The 17,995-nt window shown below is 36.6% G+C and carries 22 protein-coding genes and 1 tRNA gene; 7 read left to right on the top strand and 16 right to left on the bottom strand.

Going from position 1 to position 17,995, the window contains the following annotated elements; genetic code table 11:
- Positions 1–137: 137 nt before the first annotated feature.
- Positions 138–407: a YfhJ family protein gene (locus D569_RS0111560; RefSeq protein ID WP_018932581.1), complete on the bottom strand. Its 270-nt coding sequence runs from the start codon at positions 405–407 to the stop codon at positions 138–140.
- 20 nt (positions 408–427) lie between these two features.
- A complete protein-coding gene (locus D569_RS0111555; RefSeq protein ID WP_018932580.1) occupies positions 428–760 on the bottom strand; it encodes a YfhH family protein in 333 nt (110 codons plus the stop codon).
- Between the two features lie 145 nt (positions 761–905).
- On the opposite strand from D569_RS0111555, the gene D569_RS0111550 reads away from it, so the two are divergent.
- On the top strand, positions 906–1,700 hold the full coding sequence (locus D569_RS0111550; RefSeq protein ID WP_018932579.1) for a Cof-type HAD-IIB family hydrolase: 795 nt from the start codon (positions 906–908) through the stop codon (positions 1,698–1,700).
- Here D569_RS0111550 and recX read toward each other — a convergent pair whose 3' ends face one another.
- Complete coding sequence (gene recX / locus D569_RS0111545; RefSeq protein ID WP_425401988.1) at positions 1,701–2,525, bottom strand: recombination regulator RecX; 825 nt, start codon at positions 2,523–2,525, stop codon at positions 1,701–1,703.
- A 58-nt stretch (positions 2,526–2,583) separates the two neighbouring features.
- Here recX and D569_RS0111540 point away from each other — a divergent pair, with 58 nt between their 5' ends.
- From D569_RS0111540 to D569_RS0111525, 4 genes are all read left to right on the top strand, one after another.
- A complete protein-coding gene (locus D569_RS0111540; RefSeq protein WP_018932577.1) occupies positions 2,584–3,483 on the top strand; it encodes a TIGR01777 family oxidoreductase in 900 nt (299 codons plus the stop codon).
- A 336-nt stretch (positions 3,484–3,819) separates the two neighbouring features.
- Positions 3,820–4,365, top strand: a complete 546-nt coding sequence (locus tag D569_RS0111535; RefSeq protein ID WP_018932576.1) for a GNAT family N-acetyltransferase — start codon at positions 3,820–3,822, stop codon at positions 4,363–4,365.
- 423 nt (positions 4,366–4,788) lie between these two features.
- Complete coding sequence (locus D569_RS0111530; protein WP_018932575.1) at positions 4,789–5,157, top strand: CidA/LrgA family protein; 369 nt, start codon at positions 4,789–4,791, stop codon at positions 5,155–5,157.
- Positions 5,150–5,836 carry an LrgB family protein gene (locus D569_RS0111525; RefSeq protein WP_018932574.1) on the top strand — a complete coding sequence of 229 codons (687 nt, stop codon included), beginning with the start codon at positions 5,150–5,152 and terminating at the stop codon, positions 5,834–5,836. Before D569_RS0111530 ends, D569_RS0111525 begins: the two co-directional genes overlap by 8 nt.
- Positions 5,837–5,856: 20 nt before the next feature.
- On the opposite strand, the gene D569_RS0111520 is transcribed toward D569_RS0111525, so the two are convergent.
- Positions 5,857–6,483, bottom strand: a complete 627-nt coding sequence (locus D569_RS0111520; protein ID WP_018932573.1) for a helix-turn-helix transcriptional regulator — start codon at positions 6,481–6,483, stop codon at positions 5,857–5,859.
- A 123-nt stretch (positions 6,484–6,606) separates the two neighbouring features.
- On the opposite strand from D569_RS0111520, the gene D569_RS0111515 reads away from it, so the two are divergent.
- Complete coding sequence (locus D569_RS0111515) at positions 6,607–6,852, top strand: YuzB family protein (protein ID WP_018932572.1); 246 nt, start codon at positions 6,607–6,609, stop codon at positions 6,850–6,852.
- A 36-nt stretch (positions 6,853–6,888) separates the two neighbouring features.
- Here the strand turns inward: D569_RS0111515 and ald are convergent, their stop codons facing one another.
- Together ald and D569_RS0111505 are read right to left on the bottom strand one after the other, a co-directional pair.
- Positions 6,889–8,004: an alanine dehydrogenase gene (ald, locus tag D569_RS0111510; RefSeq protein WP_026287307.1), complete on the bottom strand. Its 1,116-nt coding sequence runs from the start codon at positions 8,002–8,004 to the stop codon at positions 6,889–6,891.
- 107 nt (positions 8,005–8,111) lie between these two features.
- Entirely contained in the window at positions 8,112–8,525 is a 414-nt protein-coding gene (locus tag D569_RS0111505) for an RrF2 family transcriptional regulator (RefSeq protein WP_018932570.1), read from the bottom strand.
- 154 nt (positions 8,526–8,679) lie between these two features.
- Between D569_RS0111505 and D569_RS0111500 the strand changes: the two genes are divergently transcribed.
- Positions 8,680–9,696 (top strand): NAD-dependent epimerase/dehydratase family protein, encoded by a 1,017-nt coding sequence (locus tag D569_RS0111500; protein ID WP_018932569.1) that lies wholly within the window; start codon positions 8,680–8,682, stop codon positions 9,694–9,696.
- A gap of 225 nt (positions 9,697–9,921) precedes the next feature.
- Here D569_RS0111500 and D569_RS0111495 read toward each other — a convergent pair.
- The 10 genes from D569_RS0111495 to D569_RS0111450 all read right to left on the bottom strand — a co-directional run bounded on the left by D569_RS0111495 (position 9,922) and on the right by D569_RS0111450 (position 17,838).
- A tRNA-Ala gene (locus D569_RS0111495) sits at positions 9,922–9,994 on the bottom strand.
- A 49-nt stretch (positions 9,995–10,043) separates the two neighbouring features.
- A complete protein-coding gene (locus tag D569_RS0111490; RefSeq protein ID WP_018932568.1) occupies positions 10,044–10,820 on the bottom strand; it encodes an ABC transporter permease in 777 nt (258 codons plus the stop codon).
- Complete coding sequence (locus D569_RS0111485; RefSeq protein ID WP_018932567.1) at positions 10,820–11,728, bottom strand: ABC transporter ATP-binding protein; 909 nt, start codon at positions 11,726–11,728, stop codon at positions 10,820–10,822. The genes D569_RS0111490 and D569_RS0111485 overlap by 1 nt, the downstream gene beginning before the upstream one ends.
- Positions 11,729–11,914, bottom strand: a complete 186-nt coding sequence (locus D569_RS0111480) for a PLDc N-terminal domain-containing protein (RefSeq protein WP_018932566.1) — start codon at positions 11,912–11,914, stop codon at positions 11,729–11,731. It lies immediately after the preceding gene.
- 424 nt (positions 11,915–12,338) lie between these two features.
- Positions 12,339–12,818, bottom strand: a complete 480-nt coding sequence (locus D569_RS0111475; protein ID WP_018932565.1) for a hypothetical protein — start codon at positions 12,816–12,818, stop codon at positions 12,339–12,341.
- A gap of 10 nt (positions 12,819–12,828) precedes the next feature.
- Entirely contained in the window at positions 12,829–13,836 is a 1,008-nt protein-coding gene (locus D569_RS0111470) for a DUF3231 family protein (protein ID WP_018932564.1), read from the bottom strand.
- Between the two features lie 215 nt (positions 13,837–14,051).
- Positions 14,052–14,882, bottom strand: a complete 831-nt coding sequence (locus D569_RS0111465; protein ID WP_018932563.1) for a dimethylarginine dimethylaminohydrolase family protein — start codon at positions 14,880–14,882, stop codon at positions 14,052–14,054.
- A gap of 427 nt (positions 14,883–15,309) precedes the next feature.
- Positions 15,310–16,608 carry a DUF4179 domain-containing protein gene (locus tag D569_RS0111460; protein ID WP_018932562.1) on the bottom strand — a complete coding sequence of 433 codons (1,299 nt, stop codon included), beginning with the start codon at positions 16,606–16,608 and terminating at the stop codon, positions 15,310–15,312.
- Positions 16,605–17,111, bottom strand: a complete 507-nt coding sequence (locus tag D569_RS0111455; protein WP_018932561.1) for an RNA polymerase sigma factor — start codon at positions 17,109–17,111, stop codon at positions 16,605–16,607. Before D569_RS0111455 ends, D569_RS0111460 begins: the two co-directional genes overlap by 4 nt.
- Before the next feature lie 226 nt (positions 17,112–17,337).
- Positions 17,338–17,838 (bottom strand): hypothetical protein, encoded by a 501-nt coding sequence (locus tag D569_RS0111450; protein WP_018932560.1) that lies wholly within the window; start codon positions 17,836–17,838, stop codon positions 17,338–17,340.
- Positions 17,839–17,995: the final 157 nt, after the last annotated feature.

Here is a 17,995-nt window from a genome sequence, read left to right as displayed (position 1 = left end):
CTTCATCGCCTTTATGATGGACACTTTTTTCTGATTTTACTTTTTATTGTCCTTCATCAAGTTGTTAAAGTCCTACTGTACAAGGAAAAGAAGGACTCCTCCAATTAAAGAAAACTTGGCGATTAGCCAAGCTTTCTTTAATGTAAGGTTGTATTTTCACCATTGATTAATTTCTGATATCTTGGGTATCTTGTCGCGAAGTCATCTAATTTATCGCCATATTGTGCGATCCAGTGGCGTACAATCTTCTTTGTTACTTCGACTCCTTCGTATTTCCTGCCTGCTTTCGCTCTTGTCGATTCAAAATCTTCCCAAAGTAATTCCACCCAACTTCTTGCCTCAAGCAAGGTTAAAGATGGATTTTTTTGATGTAATTCCTCTGCTAGTCTTTGAATCTCTTCTTGCATCTCTACTTCCCCCACTTATATTAAGATTGTTTATCCCCTAATATTGATAATGGCACTGCTTCTTCTGTCTCGAATTTTTGACCTAATAAATTGACACGATGTCCCCAAGCAAACACACCATTAATATAGGTAATTTCAAAAGTTTGCCCTGGATCTCCGGCTAGCTCATAGCGCTCACCTTTCTCAAAATCAGCCGGGTTCACGAGATAAGCGGCTGCCATTTGCATTTTTCGTTGGAGGATTTCATATTCACTAATATTTCCCCATTGTTCTGCTTTTTGTAATTTTTCCTTTAATACTGCTACTTCTGCTCGTAACTCCTCAACCGTATATGTGCTATATCTGCGCTCCATTACTACACCACCATGTTAGTTTCTACTTTCATTTTACCATTACTTTGGCTAATGTTAAAATATCGTAAACCGGTGCTATATTATTTCGTACACAGCCTGTTCCCCTGTATAATGAGGGTAATCTAACAAAAAAGGATGGTCCAGCTTGATAAAATTATTTGCGACAGATTTAGATGGAACACTATTAAAACCTGGCAATATCATCAAACAAGAAGATATAGATGCTATTCATCGTTTAAAAGAACACGGCATTGATTTCGCCGTTGCTACTGGAAGAATGGAACGAGATATCGTGAAAATCTGTTCAGAAATAAATCATGATGCACACCGCATCAGTCAAAATGGTGCGTTTGTTGACACGAAAGATAATCAAAAAATTTTTACCAAAACGTTTGATGCTGCAACAAGCCGTGCTCTACATCACGCAGTCAGTGCTTTTCCGAATCCATTCTGCATTACAACGGCAGATGAATCATATATTTCTTTTAAAACACCAGAAATTAAAGCTATGGAAGACATTCTTTATTTCCCACTTGTGGAAGGTGTAGACTTTGCAGATGACTATAATGAAGCATTCTTACCTAGTAAATACATGCTGCTTGGCGACGAAAAGGATATTGTTGGTTTCCAGCAAGAGATAGACGAAGCATTTTCTGAGGTGAGTGAAACGTATTTATCTGATCCACACTGTGTGGATATCGTACCAAAAGGTGTAAGTAAAGCGCGAGGGTTAACAGCATTAGCAGAACACTTAAATATTAATCCAGAAGAAATTGCTGTAATAGGAGATTCATTCAATGATATTCCGATGTTTGAAATGTCGGCTAACAGCTTTGCAATGGTTACAGCACCAGAGGCTGTTAAACAAAAAGCAACACACGTTGTTGATGACGTATTTGAGGCAATTGAATTTATCCAAGGTAAAGTGAGCACAAGTTAATCAGTGCTCACTTAGATATTCATCTATAAAACGGTCAATTAGATCAGCTGTAAATCCTTTGCGATATAAAGCTGCTTTCACCTTTTGTTTCAATCCATATCCACTATCTTTTTTCTGGTATTTAGTCACCAATTTCTCACCTTGAAATACGACAGCTTCGTACTCCTCATCATCGTCTCGCTCCAATTCAATATTATTTAAAACTTCTGTAATAACATCGAATGAAAACCCTTTTTGTAATAGCGACTGTTTGATACTGTCGATTTGTTGCTGGCGAGATTTTTTACTGGAGGCTTGTAATTTCTTTTTTGCCCATTTTTCTACCTTTTGAAATTGTTTCTCAAATGTATAGAGGGATAATGCCTGTTCAATATTAGGAGCTTGTATACCTTTTTCGACTAATTCCTTCTTTATCATTAAAGGTCCTTTAGTGGATGTTTGCATTTTCGTTCTGACTAATGCCTCACTAAAAGCAACATCATCCACCAAACCTTCCTGTTTCAGGCGAGAGATCACTTCGCCGATATAAGTATCGTCAACTTCTTTACGTTGTAAGTAGTCAATTAATTCCTGCTCAGAACGCATTCGATAACTTAAATACTTAACAGAAAGGGTATAGGCTTTATAGGACTCATCTTTTTCTTGAATTTGCTCGATCATTTCAGGAGTAAGGAACAACCCTTTTCGAAGATAATATTCGATCAAAATATCTTCATTAACACTAAAACCATAGTATTCTTGCTCATTTTCTTTTAAAAAAATATTATAACGGTGCTTCGATTTCTTTTGCGTCGTTATTTTAGCTATTTCGGGCAAGATTATCACCTCACTATTATTTTAACACACAAACATTTGTTCTACAAACAAAATGGAGGGGCTTATTATGAACATCGCAATAGCTGGCGGAACTGGGTTTGTCGGAAAACATGTAACAAAAGCATTAACCGAACGCGGTGATTCCGTCTATATTTTGACTCGTTCTCCCAACAAATATAAAAGTAATCAACAAGTATCTTATATTGGATGGCTACATGACGACTTTCATCCTGAACAACATTTACCAAAACTTGACGCCATCATTAATTTGGCAGGGGATTCCCTATTTGGTTATTGGACCAAAGCAAAGAAAGACAAAATCTATCAAAGTAGAATTAATGCGACTTATGCGATTATCGACTTAATTCGCAAACTGTCAGAAAAGCCTGAAGTACTTATTAATGCTTCAGCTATCGGCTACTTTGGCACGTCAGACACAAAAACCTTTACGGAACAATCAGAAGAGCAAGGCAATGACTTTCTTGCTGAAGTGACGGAAGCATGGGAAGAAACAGCATTACAAGCAAGATCATTTGGTGTCCGAACGGTTGTGGCAAGACTTGGTGTCGTCTTGGGAGAAGAAGGTGCCTTACCACTAATGGCAATCCCGTTTCGACTATTCGCCGGAGGGAAAATTGGTTCCGGTAAACAGTGGGTATCATGGATCCATATTAAGGATGTCGTCGGTCTCTTGTTATATGCAATCGATCATAAACATGTTGAACGCACCTTACATCTCACTGCCCCAAGCCCTGTTCAAAATAAAGAATTAGCACAAGCTCTTGCTAAAACCCTAAACAGACCGAGCTGGTTTCCCACACCAAGCTTTCTTTTAAGAACACTTCTAGGTGAAATGAGTATACTAGTTGTGGATGGACAAAAAGTTTTACCCGAAAAAGCAATCGAATCAGGCTATCATTTTCACCACGCTACCATCGAGCAAGCATTAGCCGAAATTTACAATTAATCGCCTTAATAGGTTATTTACGATCGTTTATGACGTTTATATTAATTTAAAGTAAATTTTCTTAATATTCCTTCATTTTACTTAAATTTTTTCGCATTTTTTTGTGATTTCCTATTTACAACTATCTTGTTTATTGTGTAAGATAAGGGTATCGAGCAGTTGATATAAGGGAAGGCAAATGGTGCGCCACCAGCGGAAGTAAACTGGTTCTAGTGGGTTCGATTCCCACCCCGAATTTTTGTTTAAACTTTGATAAAAATTCGAGGGTGGTAAGGACACAGCTACGCCATGTTTCTGTCTTCTTTTCACCCTCCAAAGCCTAAGGAGGGATTTTTTATGCTTAAAAAAAGAGACGTCCAGGATGCGCCTATGTTATTTGATCTCATGTCTGATCCAGAAGTATTTCCATACGTAAGACATAAAGCTTATTCTAGTGACGAATTTTACTTTTTAACGAAACAGACAATGGAAGCCGAAGAACACGGTGAATTGATCTCCCGCACCATTGTCGATGAATATTTTAATCCAATCGGGACGATCAATTTATTTGATATAGAAAATAAGGCTGGATTTTTGGCGACATGGATTGGCAAACCATACTTTGGCAAAGGCTATAATAAATTAGCAAAAGACGCTTTTTTCGAAGAGCTGTTTTACCATCATGACATCGACGCAATTTTTATTAAAATCAGACGTACGAATGTACGCTCTTTAAAAGCTATTTTAAAAATCCCTTTCGTCATGTATGGTAATGAAAGCTATCCTGAAGTTTTTGAAAAAATTAACCCACAGGAAGAACCTGTTTATGATTTATATGTAATTACGAAAGAAAATTATTTCTCACATGTAGAAACTGTTACAGAGGACGAAGAGGCCATGTGATTATCCACAACAGTTATCCACAAATCTGTGCATAATGTGCATAAGGTTTGTGGATCTTGTTTTAATAAGGACAGTTATTCAGTGCCTAGATAGGTTGCTTGAATGGGGATAGCGTGGATAAATAGACTTAAAGCTGCCATAGCTGTTTTTGACTGTTGATAACCTTGTGAATATGTTAATCTATAGCTGGCGGGTGATGAATCACTAATGTAAAGAAATATTATCAAGATTATGGCACCATCTATTGTAAGGAATGCTTGCAAAAAGAACTAGGTGAATAATTTAACTTGCGCACATGTTTCTGTAAGACGTATGATAAAATAAGACTTTTTATCAGTGAGGGATTTATTGCACTGATCATTAGCGAAACGTATCAAGGGGATTACAGACGATTAGCAACGTGATGAGAGTGGAGGTCTTATTGTGAAATATCTAAAAATCATCTTACAGATTAGTGTGCTATTTTTGTTTTATTACATTGGGGAAGCGATCCAGTCTGCCTTTTCTTTATTTATACCGGGTAGCATTATTGGCATGTTGCTCTTTTTTGCGTTGTTAACTTTTAAACTGATCCGGGTTGAATGGGTTGCTGATGGAATCGATTTATTGATCAAAGATATGCCGATATTCTTTGTTCCCGTTACAGTCGGCGTTGTACAATATTTAGAGTTCTTTTATGGAAAAGGGAGTTTAATGATTCCGCTTGTGATACTTAGCACTTTTTTAACGGTTGGTATTAGCAGCTGTATAACCTCATTGTTGTTGAAGAAAGAAGTAGATGCTCATGATTAACGTCTGGATTGGAATTATCTTTTTAATCATGACAATAGCTGTTTACAGGGTAGCAAAAAGGATCTATCGTAAATACCCTAATCCATTTACCTTGCCGATTTTCTTAACCTCTGGATTTTTAATCATATTATTAGGATTCAGCGACCTTTCCTATCGATCGTATATGCTTGGTGGACAATGGATTGATCTGTTTCTTGGGCCAATCGTGGTCGCCTTGGCATTACCGCTCTATCGCCAGCTTGACTTAATCAAAAAATATGCCCAAACTATTTTTCTTGGCATATTTGCTGGTTCTATCATCGGTATCGTTACAGGAATTGCCGGTGCAAAAACGCTCGGATTTGAAGATTGGATTATTAAGTCTGTTGCAGCAAAGTCAGTTACTACACCTGTAGCATTAAGTATTACCGACACAGCGGGCGGCAATTTATCCTTTGCTGCTGTCTTTGTTATGATTGCTGGAATTAGTGGTGCTATGTTCGGGCCGGTCATTGTCCGATTACTTCGAATTCAACATCCTGTTGCCAGAGGTCTTGGAATTGGAACGGCATCACATGCAATCGGCACTTCCAAGGCATTGGAATTAGGTGAACTAGATGGTGCGGTCAGTGCACTATCGATGACAATCAGTGCAGTTGTAGTATCCTTTTTGGTGCCGCTCTTTTTAGCTCTGCTGTAGAGTGCTTGTGCTCTACAGCTTTATTTTTCTACGACATATTTACATGCAGTGCCACCTTTTGCGATGCATTCGACACGCATTACTTTCTCCGTTCCAAGAACAGATTTAAACAAATTCAATTCACAGTCACATGGTTTATCATATTTGTCTGCTATTGCAGCTATCGGACAATTATATTGAGCAAAGGATAGCTGATCCTTATCTTCTTCATGAAATTCTGACATATAGCCATTGTCACTTTGTACCTTCACTAATGCTTTTACCCTTTCTGCAATGGGATCTTCAATAAAAATTCGTCTGCGATATTTTTGACGTAAACGCTCTTCTCTTTTTTCAAATAGCTGATCGATTGCTTCCATACCTATTGTGTCTTCCATGTCCCGTAAAAACTCCATTGTTAGCAGGTCATAACTTTTAGGAAAAACATTTTCTCCAGCTGTCGTCAATGAATAATAGATAACAGGGCGACCCATCGGCTGTCGAACAGTACGGGAGGTTATTAATTTTTCACTTTCCAGTTTTATCAGATGTTTGCGGATCGCCATTTCGGTAATATTTAAGAAGTTGCTAATTCCATTAACAGACAGTGATTGGTTCTTTTTTAATAATTCTAGAATCATAGCCCTGGTAGATTGTACCTTTACCATTTGCTTCACCTCTTCTTTCAAAACTTTTATGTTGACAAAGTAGATATGATAGAGTTAGTTTATAAAATGATTCTCTAAATGTCTGTGATAAAAATCATACAGGCGCAGATGGAAGGTGATTGGATGGGAATCGTCGTAGTAGAAATATGTGACAGTAATTTAATGAACACATTTGATATAGAAAACATCATTGAAACGGAATATCCAGAGGTAGCAGTGCTGATTAACGATTGCTTGAATTTCTGCGGGTTGTGTAGACTAAAGCCGTATGCGTTAGTAAATAATCGTCGAATCCACGGGAAGACTCCAGAGCAAACGTTGGAGAAAATTAAAAAGGCGATTGAAGAAGAATTGGCTTTATTCCATTAAAAAAGTGGCCCCTACTACTATGGGGCCACTTTGTTTCTATTCAAAAATGGAGTCGATATCGATATACCTTTTATCATGTGCCTTTGCAACGGCTTCATGGACGACTTTTCCTTGGTACGTGTTAATACCTTTCGCAAAAGCTTTATCTGATTTAGCATAATCTTTTAAGCCTTTGTTGGCAAGATTTAAAACATATGGTGTCGTTACATTTGTTAGTGCATATGTGGCGGTTTTTGACACCGCACCAGGAATATTAGCTACTGCATAATGAATAACTCCATGTTTAACATAAACCGGATCCTGATGTGTTGTTACCCGGTCAATCGTTTCAATCGAACCACCTTGATCGACGGCTACGTCCACAATGACAGATCCTTGCTCCATTGTTTTTACCATTTCCTCTGTTACCAATTTCGGCGCTTTTGCACCAGGAATCAGGACGGCACCTACTAGTAAATCTGCCTTTTCTACTTGTTCAGCAATATTATATGGATTGGATGCTAAGGTCCGAATTTTGCCTTGGAATAGGTCCTCTAATTGACGTAAACGGTCAATATTGATGTCTAATAGCGTAACATTGGCTCCTAATCCAACCGCCATTTTCGCTGCATTGGTACCTACTATACCGCCGCCAATAATGACAACATTGGCTGGTGAAACCCCCGGTACACCACTAGGAAGAACACCTTTTCCGCCATGTATTTTCTCTAAAAATCGAACACCAGCTTGCACTGACATCCGTCCAGCGATTTCACTCATTGGTGTAAGCAGAGGTAAGGCACCATTTGCTAGTTGAATCGTTTCATAAGCAATACCTGTCGTTTTATTTTCCAATAAGGCTTCTGCTACTTCTTTTTCAGCAGCTAAGTGTAGATAAGTAAACAGCAGTAGATCTTTACGGAAAAAAGAGAATTCTGATGGTTGAGGCTCCTTTACTTTGACGACTAATTCTTGCGCCCAAACTTGGTCTGGTGAAGATACAATATCCGCTCCTACGTTTTTGTATACTTGATCATCAAAACCACTGCCAAGTCCAGCGCCGCTTTCAATTTTCACTTGATGACCTGCTTCTGTCAGCATCATTACCCCCGCAGGTGTGATCGCCACTCGATTTTCATTGCTTTTAATTTCTTTAGGTACACCGATTTTCATCATTTCACCTACCTTCTCTTTGCTAGTATGATATGAAAACTTCTTATTATTCGTTTTCCCTTTTTTAGTAAAAAATAATAATAATCGTGAAAAGTTCATGTGTTTTTTCAGTACAAGTCAGAAATCTTGGTTGCTGCAAGTCTTGCTTTCATGTCGCTTTCTGCTTGGGAAAGAACCTGTTCGATTTTGCCTCCTACTAGTTGTGATTTGTCATCCTTTAAAGTGGAAGGAAGTGAAAATTTGAATAAAGGGCGATCAAGCTCCATTGCACTGAATACATCCAAAACTGTGATCTTTTCCGGCGCCTTTGCCAATCTGATTCCACCTCTTGCCCCCTCTTTCGTTGTTATAAGACCAAATCGATTTAATGATTGGAGAATTTTGACTACTGTTGGGTTTGGTATTTCCATATTTTCTGATAGTTGTCTGGCTGAAACATAATCGGTATATCCTTCTTCGATTTTCACCGCAGTATATACAACAATTGATAACGCTTGAGAAAAAGCGGTTGAATAACTCATTTTTATATCTCCTCTTTCGCTAACTGCAAACTTCTGATTTCATAATTTTACTATATCAGTAGCACCATAATTGTCAAACAACAAATAACAAGTGTTGACATATTTATAAACTGAATATATATTATATATAGTTTATAAATAAGGAGTGATAAAAATGAAAGTGTTTGTTACAGGAGGCACTGGTTTTTTAGGCAATCATTTGGTCAAATGTTTAGTAAGAAATGGTTATGAAGTGAAAACATTAGTACGTTCTGAGAAGAAAGCTGAGAAGCTCTTAGGATCAACTGATGCAACCTTTGTGAAAGGAGATATGAATGATGTCGATACCTTTGCAGAAGAACTGAAAGGATGTGAGGTGCTTTTTCATACTGCTGCATATTTTAGAGAAACATTTTCGTTCGGAAAGCATTGGCCCGAGTTAGAAAGAATAAACATTACCAATACGCTTCGATTGTTTGAATTAGCAAAAGAATACGGTGTCAAATTAATCATACACACAAGCAGCAGTAACACTATTAAAAAGAGGCTTGACAATACTCCTAGTAATGAAGAGGATATTAGAGATTCAGAAGATGCGATGACTTTATATGCAAAAAGTAAGATTATCAGCGATAGGAAAATCGCTGAATTCAGCGCTCGTCATTCGCTTCCAATTATCACTTTTCTACCTGGTTGGATGATGGGACCAGTTGATGCAGCGCCAACAAGCGGTGGTAAATATATATTGGATTATTTGCATAAACGTCTTCCAGGAAACATTAATGTCAGTATTGATATTGTTGACGTTAGGGATGTGGCGGAGGCGATGGTTGCAGCAATTACGAAAGTAAATAAAAGTGAACGTTTTTTAGTTGCTGGACGCCATGTACATTTGAAAGATTTGTCCAAGGAATTGGAAATAGTAACGGGTATCCCTTCTCCCAAGCGAAATATTCCTGTTCCCATTGCATTTACGCTTGGCTGGATAGTCGATCGAGTTTCAGTCATTACGAAAAAAGAAATGGCCATTTCCGTAAATGGTATTTATGAAATATGCGAATGTAAAAGACACTCATCCGATAAGGCAAAGAAAGAATTAGGTATCACTTTTAGACCACTACATGATACGCTTCAAGATGCAACGGATTGGTTTACGGAAAATAGTAATGCACTTCTTACCCAACCAGATTAACGAATAGTATATTAATTGTACACAACTTTACCGAGCGGACATTCGTTCCGTTATATAGCAGAAAAAAGGGGATTTATGACTTGTAACGGACATCTATTCCTTTATTCACCGTAATTATGCTTCTATTAAACGCTTTTTCCAAAAATAACGGAACAGATGTCCACTTCACCTTAAAATCTAGGTGTTTTTATAGAAATAGCGGAATAAATGTCCGCACATAAATGATGGAGCATAGCGGGCTCGAACCGCTGACCCTCGCGCTGCCAGCACGATGCTCTCCCAGCTGAGCTAATGCCCCGTATCTCATGATTCTATTATAATAAAAAAAGAGCCCGAATGCACGAACTCTAATCTGCCATTTCTTTCGTTTTTAAAATAAAATTGGATGCGACCAATAAGATGACCGATAACCCTAATGTAATGCCAGCCGCTCCCCATAATTCATTCGGGATTGCTCCTTCTGCCAGCATAGTGGTGATGTGCTCACTAATACTATTAGGAAACCATGGCATCCGGAAAGAAAAAATCTGATTAATCGCTGACATTGCCATAATCGTTATAATCGACAGTGTTAATACAAGACCAGGTATTTTAACTACCGTATTATAAAGAAAAGTTAATGTTACTACAAAAATCAACCAAATAAAATAGAACAAAAACAGCCCAATAAATTGTGACGCACTTAGATCACCAAATAAAAGACTCACATAGTACCAGCTTGTTAACATACCTATTAAATAAGCTGTAAAAACTAATAGTAATTTCGCTGCCCATTTTGCTGAAATATAAGTGAAATAACTTACTGGTTTAACCAACACTAATTCCGCTACACCACTTTTTCGTTCACCTGCAATTACCGCCATCGAAATCGCCACAATGACGAGTACACCAAGCATACTAATTTCTGTTAAACTGAACATAATCGCCTCTGTTGGTCCCAGCTCTGGACCTTCAATCACAGTTCCTTCTGGCACACCACCAACCGCATCTAATATTTGCGGCAAATAATAAGTTGACAATGGATCCATAATACAAATGATGATGAACACGAGTGGTACCCAAACCCATTTGAAATTGCGCCAGTCTTCTACTAACTCCTTTTTAAAAATTGTGATCCATTGCATTATTTTTTCACCACTTTCATAAATAAATCTTCCAGTGTTGTCTTACTTAGCGCTAACTTCTCAAGCGGCCAATCCTCTTCTAATACTTTCGTTAATATTTCTTTTCTAGCTAACTCAATATCTTCTACGACAACATGAACTTCTCCTTTTTCTTGAAAAACATCTTGTACTGATGAAAGAGCGTGGAGCGTTTCCAAATATGTAGCAGAATCACCTCGCAATGCGATTTCAAACTTAGCGGATTGATGCCTTTGTCGTAATGCATCAATCGATCCTGATTCGAGTATTTCTCCTTGATGCATCAATAATAAATCATCACAAATTTCTTCTGCGTCTCCTAATATATGTGTGGAGAAAAGGACCGTTGTTTGTGTTTTTAATTCTTCCATTAATGTTAATACTTCGCGACGTCCAATCGGATCTAGTGAGGAAACTGGCTCATCCAGCATAAGAAGTTGTGGACTATGAATCATCGCTTGAGCTATCCCTAGTCGTTGCTTCATCCCTCCTGAATATTTACCGATTCGTTGATTACGAGATCCATAGATTGCTACTTTTTTGAGAAGTTGATCTGCTTTTTCTGCTGCTTCTTGTTTCGTTAAGTGTGCGAGTTGACCAACATAAACAAGAAATTCCTTCCCTGTCATCCAAGGGTGGAAAACCGGATATTGTGGAAGATAGCCGATATATTTGCGAATATCTTCTCCTTTTTGTGAGCCAGAAAAGGTAATGATGCCTGAAGTCGGCTTCAACAAGCCAGAGAGCATTCTTAATGTTGTTGTTTTTCCCGCACCGTTCGGACCGAGCAGTGCAACACACCTGCCTTTTTCTAACTGAAAATCAAGTCCTTTCACAATTGGTTTGCCTTTAAACGCCTTTGTCAGTTTTTCGACTTCAATTACTGTCATTTAATATTGTCTCCTTCCAACAATAAAGAATAAAATCGGACCAATAAAACCAATTAGAATAATAATTGCTGCCCACATTGGCTTGGGGCCATTTGTTTGTTCTGTTTTTAAGAGGGCTATAATTGCGACAATCATTAATAAAAATTGAATAATAATTAACGGAGCAAGCATCATGATGACGTCCATATTGGTCACCTCCTTAAAGATACATACGTTTTATATATAGAGAGAGTTTCATAATTTTATTAATTCATTGTAAGTGGAAAATTGTTGGTTAGATACCTAATCTTATCTTGTGAACATAATCCCAAAAGCCCATAAATAAGCGTATCTATAACGGTAACTAACTCTGTTTCCATGGAGATGTCAAAAAACAGATGAACTAACATACAAAAAGATAGTTTGTTTAGCACCATAAATAAACAGTACAAATAGCAAACAAAAACGGTTGGATATTATGATACCCAATCGTTTTTGTTTTTTATATTGTTTTGTTCAACTAAAGCTACCCTTTACTTTAAGTACATTATTCCACAAAATTAGTACGAATAATTGTTGGTTAATACACAGTATCATACATAGGAAGCTTTTAAAATCATACCTTCTTCAGTTAGTGTCTTCTATAATTAATAATTAGAACAATGTGATAAATGATAAATCCTATCGTTAGACCTAGTAATAAAGAAAGTATAGGTAGAATTACTGGACCCAATATGACACCCATTATTTTTAGTTTTGTTGAAAAAATCAACCCAATTGTTATAAAAAAAGCACCAAATACAAAGGGGATATACGAATATGGATTTATTTCTCCTTCTGCATCCCTATATGCATCCCACATGGAAAACATATACAAACAAGGATAAAACATAAGCCATTGAAAATTTGTAACATAAATGGCTTTTTGTATTTCTCCTGTAAATGAATATAAAATGGCTAAGTTGAAGTTACTTTGTACATTTACAAGAAATTCTAAAAGAATTAGTATACTCCCTTTAATTAACCTTCTATTTAAGAACTGACCAAACCCTGGAAATGCTATGCTCCATAGTAAAGCCTCATGTTTTTTAGGTTTCTTATAACCGCTCACCCAATATCACTCAATTCATCTTTTGTTTACGGTCCTCCATTTGAGGTGGCTCTTCCATCCAACCATTTTTAATCATGATTTTCGCACCCTTATGAGCATATTCAAAAATATCTTTCATGAAAATCGTATTTTTTGTTGGCAAATCATTTCGTAAACTAAAAGCAGTTCCGAGTGAATTGCTTCCCATAGAAAAGCTACAAAAAAGACTTGTACAATACATCATTAACTTATCAGAAAATGGTGCTACCGTTGAACGAGTTGGATTCCCTCCTGGAGTTTGAGGAATTGGAAGGTTTGTTTGAAGCATTACTTCACTCAATTCTTTTATAATGCCTTTAGCAAGCTCTGCACCCTCATTAAAGTATTTTTTTACCTCAACATCATTTGCACACTGTCCAAAACCTAAAATCAATTGTAAACCTGTAAGATTTGATTCAATAGCTTTATGAATGTGAGAGACTTCTACCGTGTTCAATGTTCTTTTTTGACTAAAAGGATTGAGAGCTAATCCACCTAAATAACTATTATCTTTAACAAACTCAACTGATTTTGGCATTGAAACGTAAGGTGTTCTAATCAGTAACCCCTTTTCAAGCAAATATTGAGAGCAAATCCTGAAATACTTTTGGGTAAGAGCAGTAAGGTCTTCAAAAAACATATTTATATCTTCTCGAAACGTCATTGTCAGATTTAATGAATGTAATCCTATACTGATCTCTTTTAAAAGGCGGACAAACATAATGTCAAACCCATTATCATATAGCTTTGGGACATCCTTATTTACATCCTGTGCTGTATATGCAACTGGTATAACAGCACCTTCCTCTTCAAATATCTGAACTATTTTACCAACATATATTTCAAGTTCTTCATGCAAATTTGTCATAATATCCTTGGCTTTTTCATCATCTGCTTTTGCTATCAAATACTCTAACACTCGTAAAATCATTGTTTTTTCTTGATATGTAAGCCATAATGTTCCTAATTCTGATGACGTAATTGATGCTTTTTCTGGCATAATTAACCCTCCCTAAAATAATTAATTTTAGGTTGTGTAATTTATAGAGATTCATACTATCCGTTATTAGCTTTTCACTTGTAAAACCACCAAAAATAAAAATTAGAATTATCATGTTAAAACAATGAAAAAAAGGAGTGTGAAAAACCATCGATTTGCACTCCTTTTTGCTTTCTCCCTATAACTAATCCGTTACGACAACGGCATATTTTTAATTATTTTTGTCGTTGTATTGGCAGTGTACAACAGCGGAAAGAACCTCCAGATTTAATGATTTCAGAAAAAGGTACTTCAACTACTTCAAACCCTTTTTCCGTTAACTGCTTATTCACCTGTTTATTTTCGGGCAATGAAATGATTTTACCATCTCCGATAGAAAAAACATTGGTACCAAGCGTAAACTGTTCATCATCGGTGACTTCAATCAAATCATATTCATTGTGAAGCATGTTACATTCCTTCTCATTAAAGGCATCATTATAAATAAGTCCTACCTCATCACTTACAATATTAAAACAACAGTCCAAATGCAAAATATCTTCACGAATCTCTACAGCAACGACTTCTTTATCTGCTAACTGTCTTTGCAAATCTTCAATCGCTTTTGTTGTGGTGCGAAGGCTTCTCCCTATATAAACTTTTTCATTGCCAACAACCACATCCCCACCTTCAATGGAACGTGTCGTCAATGGAGTATAAGGCAAATTCTCATGGTCAAGGAATAGTTGTAAAACATCTATTTCAGGCTTTCTTATATTACGTCCCATCTCGCAAGTAAATAATGTGTCCCCAGCCGCAAACCCAATATCTCTCGTAAAGACTTGTTCGTTCAGCTTAGAATCTGTCATTAGTTCGATCACTTCAATATCGAACTGTTTCAAGGTTTGAACAAAACATTCATGCTGCTCCATTGCGATTTTTACATTAATATTTTCATCTTCATAAAATTTTTGCGTTTCATTGATAACATTTTTGATTTCCATGTATTTAGGTGGACAGACAATCACTTTTTTTAAGCGATCATATTCATTTTGTTGAAAAATCATGGAGAAAAGCGCTCCCTTTTTTTATTTATTATTATGCCTAATTTAGATTCATTCATTCTTAAGAAAAAGTCTGTTACATGTTCTTACAGGTTCGTTTTACTGTAAATTGGACCGTGTTAGTCTTAATACAACAAAAAGATACGGGAGGGTATTACATTGAATAGTAAAAGAATGCAAAACCCTAATATTTTTACTTGTGTTATCTTGACATTTAAGCTTATGTTTCAATAAATACTTATTAAGGAGGATCTTTTCATGAATCGCCCCAAAAGAAAAAATCCAAACCTGTTCACATGCATCATTTTAACATTTAAAGTCATGTTTCAGTAATCAAATGATTCATTCTTTCATACAGATAAAGTAATATCCTGATAATAAGCACGGTTGGTTCGTCAATAGACTGCCAATCGTGCTTTTTCGTTATAGATTAATTGAGCGGTATTGCCACTTTCTGCTCTATCCAATTTGGATAGCCACTTAATTTAATATCGATAATTCGTTCATCGGTTTGGATTGCTTTGTTAAAGGTAGTTGTTTTTTGGTTTGATTGATGACTGGAACTTGATCTAATTTGCTCCATTACGTTTCCATCCAAGTCCAAGATCTCACCAAAAGGATCCATATAATAGTTTTCCATTTTATCCATTGAGATCGACAGCCACCCACTTTCATATGTCAGATCATAAAACTTATCATATGGGTCATGAAGAATTTGTTCCTTTTCCAAATCAAAGCGGAAATAATCCTCATCTCTGTTAACAGCCTGTACTTTAGAAAAAGTAAGTGATAATGATTCTGGCTGTTCAAAATAATTACTTTGCAAATAGACTTCATAATTCTCATCCTCGATGGTTCCGCTTGCTGTCATACCATTTTGGATGCTTGACCATTCTTCTCCATTTTCATCAACTAATGCAATATCATCAATGGAAAGTATTCGCATTTCATTTTCAGGATCTGCATAGAGATTAACCGTTGTTCGGAGTGGTTGAATTGTTACAGAATCGATATGGATCTTCTGACCTTCTATCTTGACTGTTTCGTCCACCTGATACTGAATCGATTCTTTGGTATTTTCCGCATGAAAATCAATCGAAATAGTTTCCCTTAATTGATTGCCGACACCATTATCTAATGTTTCGACTCCAACTACTTCTGTTGTAAAGGTAAATTCATCAAATCGGATAGGGTCATCCGTATAATATTCCACAGTTCCTCGGTTTTCATCTTGAGGACTGTAACCCTTAGATTGGTATGCGAGTTCTCTGCCATTAACATTAGTAATCAGACTTTCCTCGAGTCGAACTCTATCTAGCTCTTTTTCACTTGAAACTGTATAGAACAGAACAAGCCCATTTTTATCTCTAATCACTCCATCTACTGTTAGTGTAAGATCACCTTGGGTTACGGACTTATCGATCACTTGAAAATAGTCATTCTCGATCGCTGCTTTCTGTCCTTTATCAAATTGAACGAGCTCGATCAATTTATCCATTCCGGGGTATTTCGCTACTTGTGCGGCAAACGTAGGAGATGCATTAATGATCGTTATAAATGATAGTAAGATAATCGCTACTGTTACAACTGGTGTAATCCCCCACCTTTTCCAAAATTGTTGCTTTACTGCTTTTTGCATACCTGCCTCAATTGCTTGGTCCAACTCATGATCTCTTACTTCTAAAACATCATATTGCTTTTTCCACTCGTCCAGTTTCTTTTTCATCATAGCTCCCCTCCTTCGTCTGCCAATTGACGTTTTAACTTTTCTAACGCACTGTAAATTCTAGTTTTTACAGTACTTTCTGGTATCTTTAATTGCTCAGCCAATTCTGGAAATGTCATACCATGGAAATATTTTAAATAAATCAGTTCTTGATCTGCCTTTTTCAAATGATGAATCGCATCTTCAAGCCAAATACTCTTAGAATTGTCTACGGAGGATTTGTGTTCAAGCATGCGGTCATCTGTTAGTCGCTTGGATTTTTTCAAGACATCATTACAGTAATTAATCATGATCCGAATCAACCATGTTTTGACATAACGAATGTCTCTTAGCTGCTTACGTTTCTTATAAGCACGGAAAGTTACTTCCTGTATCGCTTCTAATGCTTCTTCTTTATTTTTCAAAAAGGCCATCGCAGTGCGAAACAAATCTGCACGGTATGTAGTGATGATGTACACGAACGCATCATTGTTTTTGCGAAAATCCTTTTTGGTGACATCAGTCATTACACTGCCCCCTTTTCTTTCTCTATCTTATCTATTAGACGCAGAGAAGTACAAAAAGTTTGGATGGATTAGATTTTTATGGCCACTTTTGGGAGTTTTATGGTCACTTTTCGTGATTATATGGCCACTTTTGAGCACTTTATGGCCACTTTTCATGGTTTTATGGTCACTTCTAAACTTTTTATGGCCACTTTCCGATTATGTAAACAAAAAAATCACCCCACATTTATGCGAGATGATTTTTTTTCTTAGTGGTGAAGCTAATATAGATTGTTAAGATAATACAAAGCAATAACAGTGAATGAAAGATAACATGAAGTGTATTCGGAACAATTCCATTGATTTCCGGTAAAAATGAGTGTGTATCTCCAAACATTTGCTGGTATCTATCCACTCTTTCTTCTGCTCCATAACCAAAAAAGTATGGAATCCACCAATCTAAAAGTGCTCCAACAAAAATAAAAGATTGATGAATAATTAACCAGAGCCTAATCCAAATTGGGTACCTCTTGCCGATAAATATTAGTACAATACTTAGTAAGATTAAAATTTGCACAGCACCTATTAAGGTAACAGTCAATATTTCATTGAAACTACGATCGGCTGAGATAGCATCAATATCATTAAGTGGACCAAGCGGAACTAAATCTTGAACTATCATAAAAATAAGAATTAAACTCAAGCCTAATACTAGCAACTTTTCTGCAGTTCGAATCTCTCTTTTCAACTCTTTCCCCCCACACGTGTAACTTTAGGCCTAGTATGAATCTTTTGTAAAAGAGAAGCAATACATTTTAAATAATTTCATCAAAACTTTACGTAAGAAAAACGGGAACCCCGTCTGTCCATAATTACTTTGATAGTAATTATGAAATATTTGAACA

It is taken from the genome of Gracilibacillus lacisalsi DSM 19029, from assembly GCF_000377765.1.
GTDB lineage: Bacteria > Bacillota > Bacilli > Bacillales > Amphibacillaceae > Gracilibacillus > Gracilibacillus lacisalsi.
This window is presented reverse-complemented; position numbering and strand designations above follow the sequence as displayed.

Excerpts from the sequence above, each read along its gene's own strand:
- D569_RS0111560 (WP_018932581.1), bottom strand. The coding sequence starts at position 407 with ATGCAAGAAGAGATTCAAAGACTAGCAGAGGAATTACATCAAAAAAAT.
- D569_RS0111555 (WP_018932580.1), bottom strand. The coding sequence starts at position 760 with ATGGAGCGCAGATATAGCACATATACGGTTGAGGAGTTACGAGCAGAA.
- D569_RS0111540 (WP_018932577.1), top strand. The coding sequence starts at position 2,584 with ATGAACATCGCAATAGCTGGCGGAACTGGGTTTGTCGGAAAACATGTA.
- D569_RS0111535 (WP_018932576.1), top strand. The coding sequence starts at position 3,820 with ATGCTTAAAAAAAGAGACGTCCAGGATGCGCCTATGTTATTTGATCTC.
- D569_RS0111525 (WP_018932574.1), top strand. The coding sequence starts at position 5,150 with ATGATTAACGTCTGGATTGGAATTATCTTTTTAATCATGACAATAGCT.
- D569_RS0111520 (WP_018932573.1), bottom strand. The coding sequence starts at position 6,483 with ATGGTAAAGGTACAATCTACCAGGGCTATGATTCTAGAATTATTAAAA.
- D569_RS0111515 (WP_018932572.1), top strand. The coding sequence starts at position 6,607 with ATGGGAATCGTCGTAGTAGAAATATGTGACAGTAATTTAATGAACACA.
- ald (WP_026287307.1), bottom strand. The coding sequence starts at position 8,004 with ATGAAAATCGGTGTACCTAAAGAAATTAAAAGCAATGAAAATCGAGTG.
- D569_RS0111505 (WP_018932570.1), bottom strand. The coding sequence starts at position 8,525 with ATGAGTTATTCAACCGCTTTTTCTCAAGCGTTATCAATTGTTGTATAT.
- D569_RS0111500 (WP_018932569.1), top strand. The coding sequence starts at position 8,680 with ATGAAAGTGTTTGTTACAGGAGGCACTGGTTTTTTAGGCAATCATTTG.
- D569_RS0111490 (WP_018932568.1), bottom strand. The coding sequence starts at position 10,820 with ATGCAATGGATCACAATTTTTAAAAAGGAGTTAGTAGAAGACTGGCGC.
- D569_RS0111485 (WP_018932567.1), bottom strand. The coding sequence starts at position 11,728 with ATGACAGTAATTGAAGTCGAAAAACTGACAAAGGCGTTTAAAGGCAAA.
- D569_RS0111480 (WP_018932566.1), bottom strand. The coding sequence starts at position 11,914 with ATGGACGTCATCATGATGCTTGCTCCGTTAATTATTATTCAATTTTTA.
- D569_RS0111470 (WP_018932564.1), bottom strand. The coding sequence starts at position 13,836 with ATGCCAGAAAAAGCATCAATTACGTCATCAGAATTAGGAACATTATGG.
- D569_RS0111465 (WP_018932563.1), bottom strand. The coding sequence starts at position 14,882 with ATGATTTTTCAACAAAATGAATATGATCGCTTAAAAAAAGTGATTGTC.
- D569_RS0111460 (WP_018932562.1), bottom strand. The coding sequence starts at position 16,608 with ATGATGAAAAAGAAACTGGACGAGTGGAAAAAGCAATATGATGTTTTA.
- D569_RS0111455 (WP_018932561.1), bottom strand. The coding sequence starts at position 17,111 with ATGACTGATGTCACCAAAAAGGATTTTCGCAAAAACAATGATGCGTTC.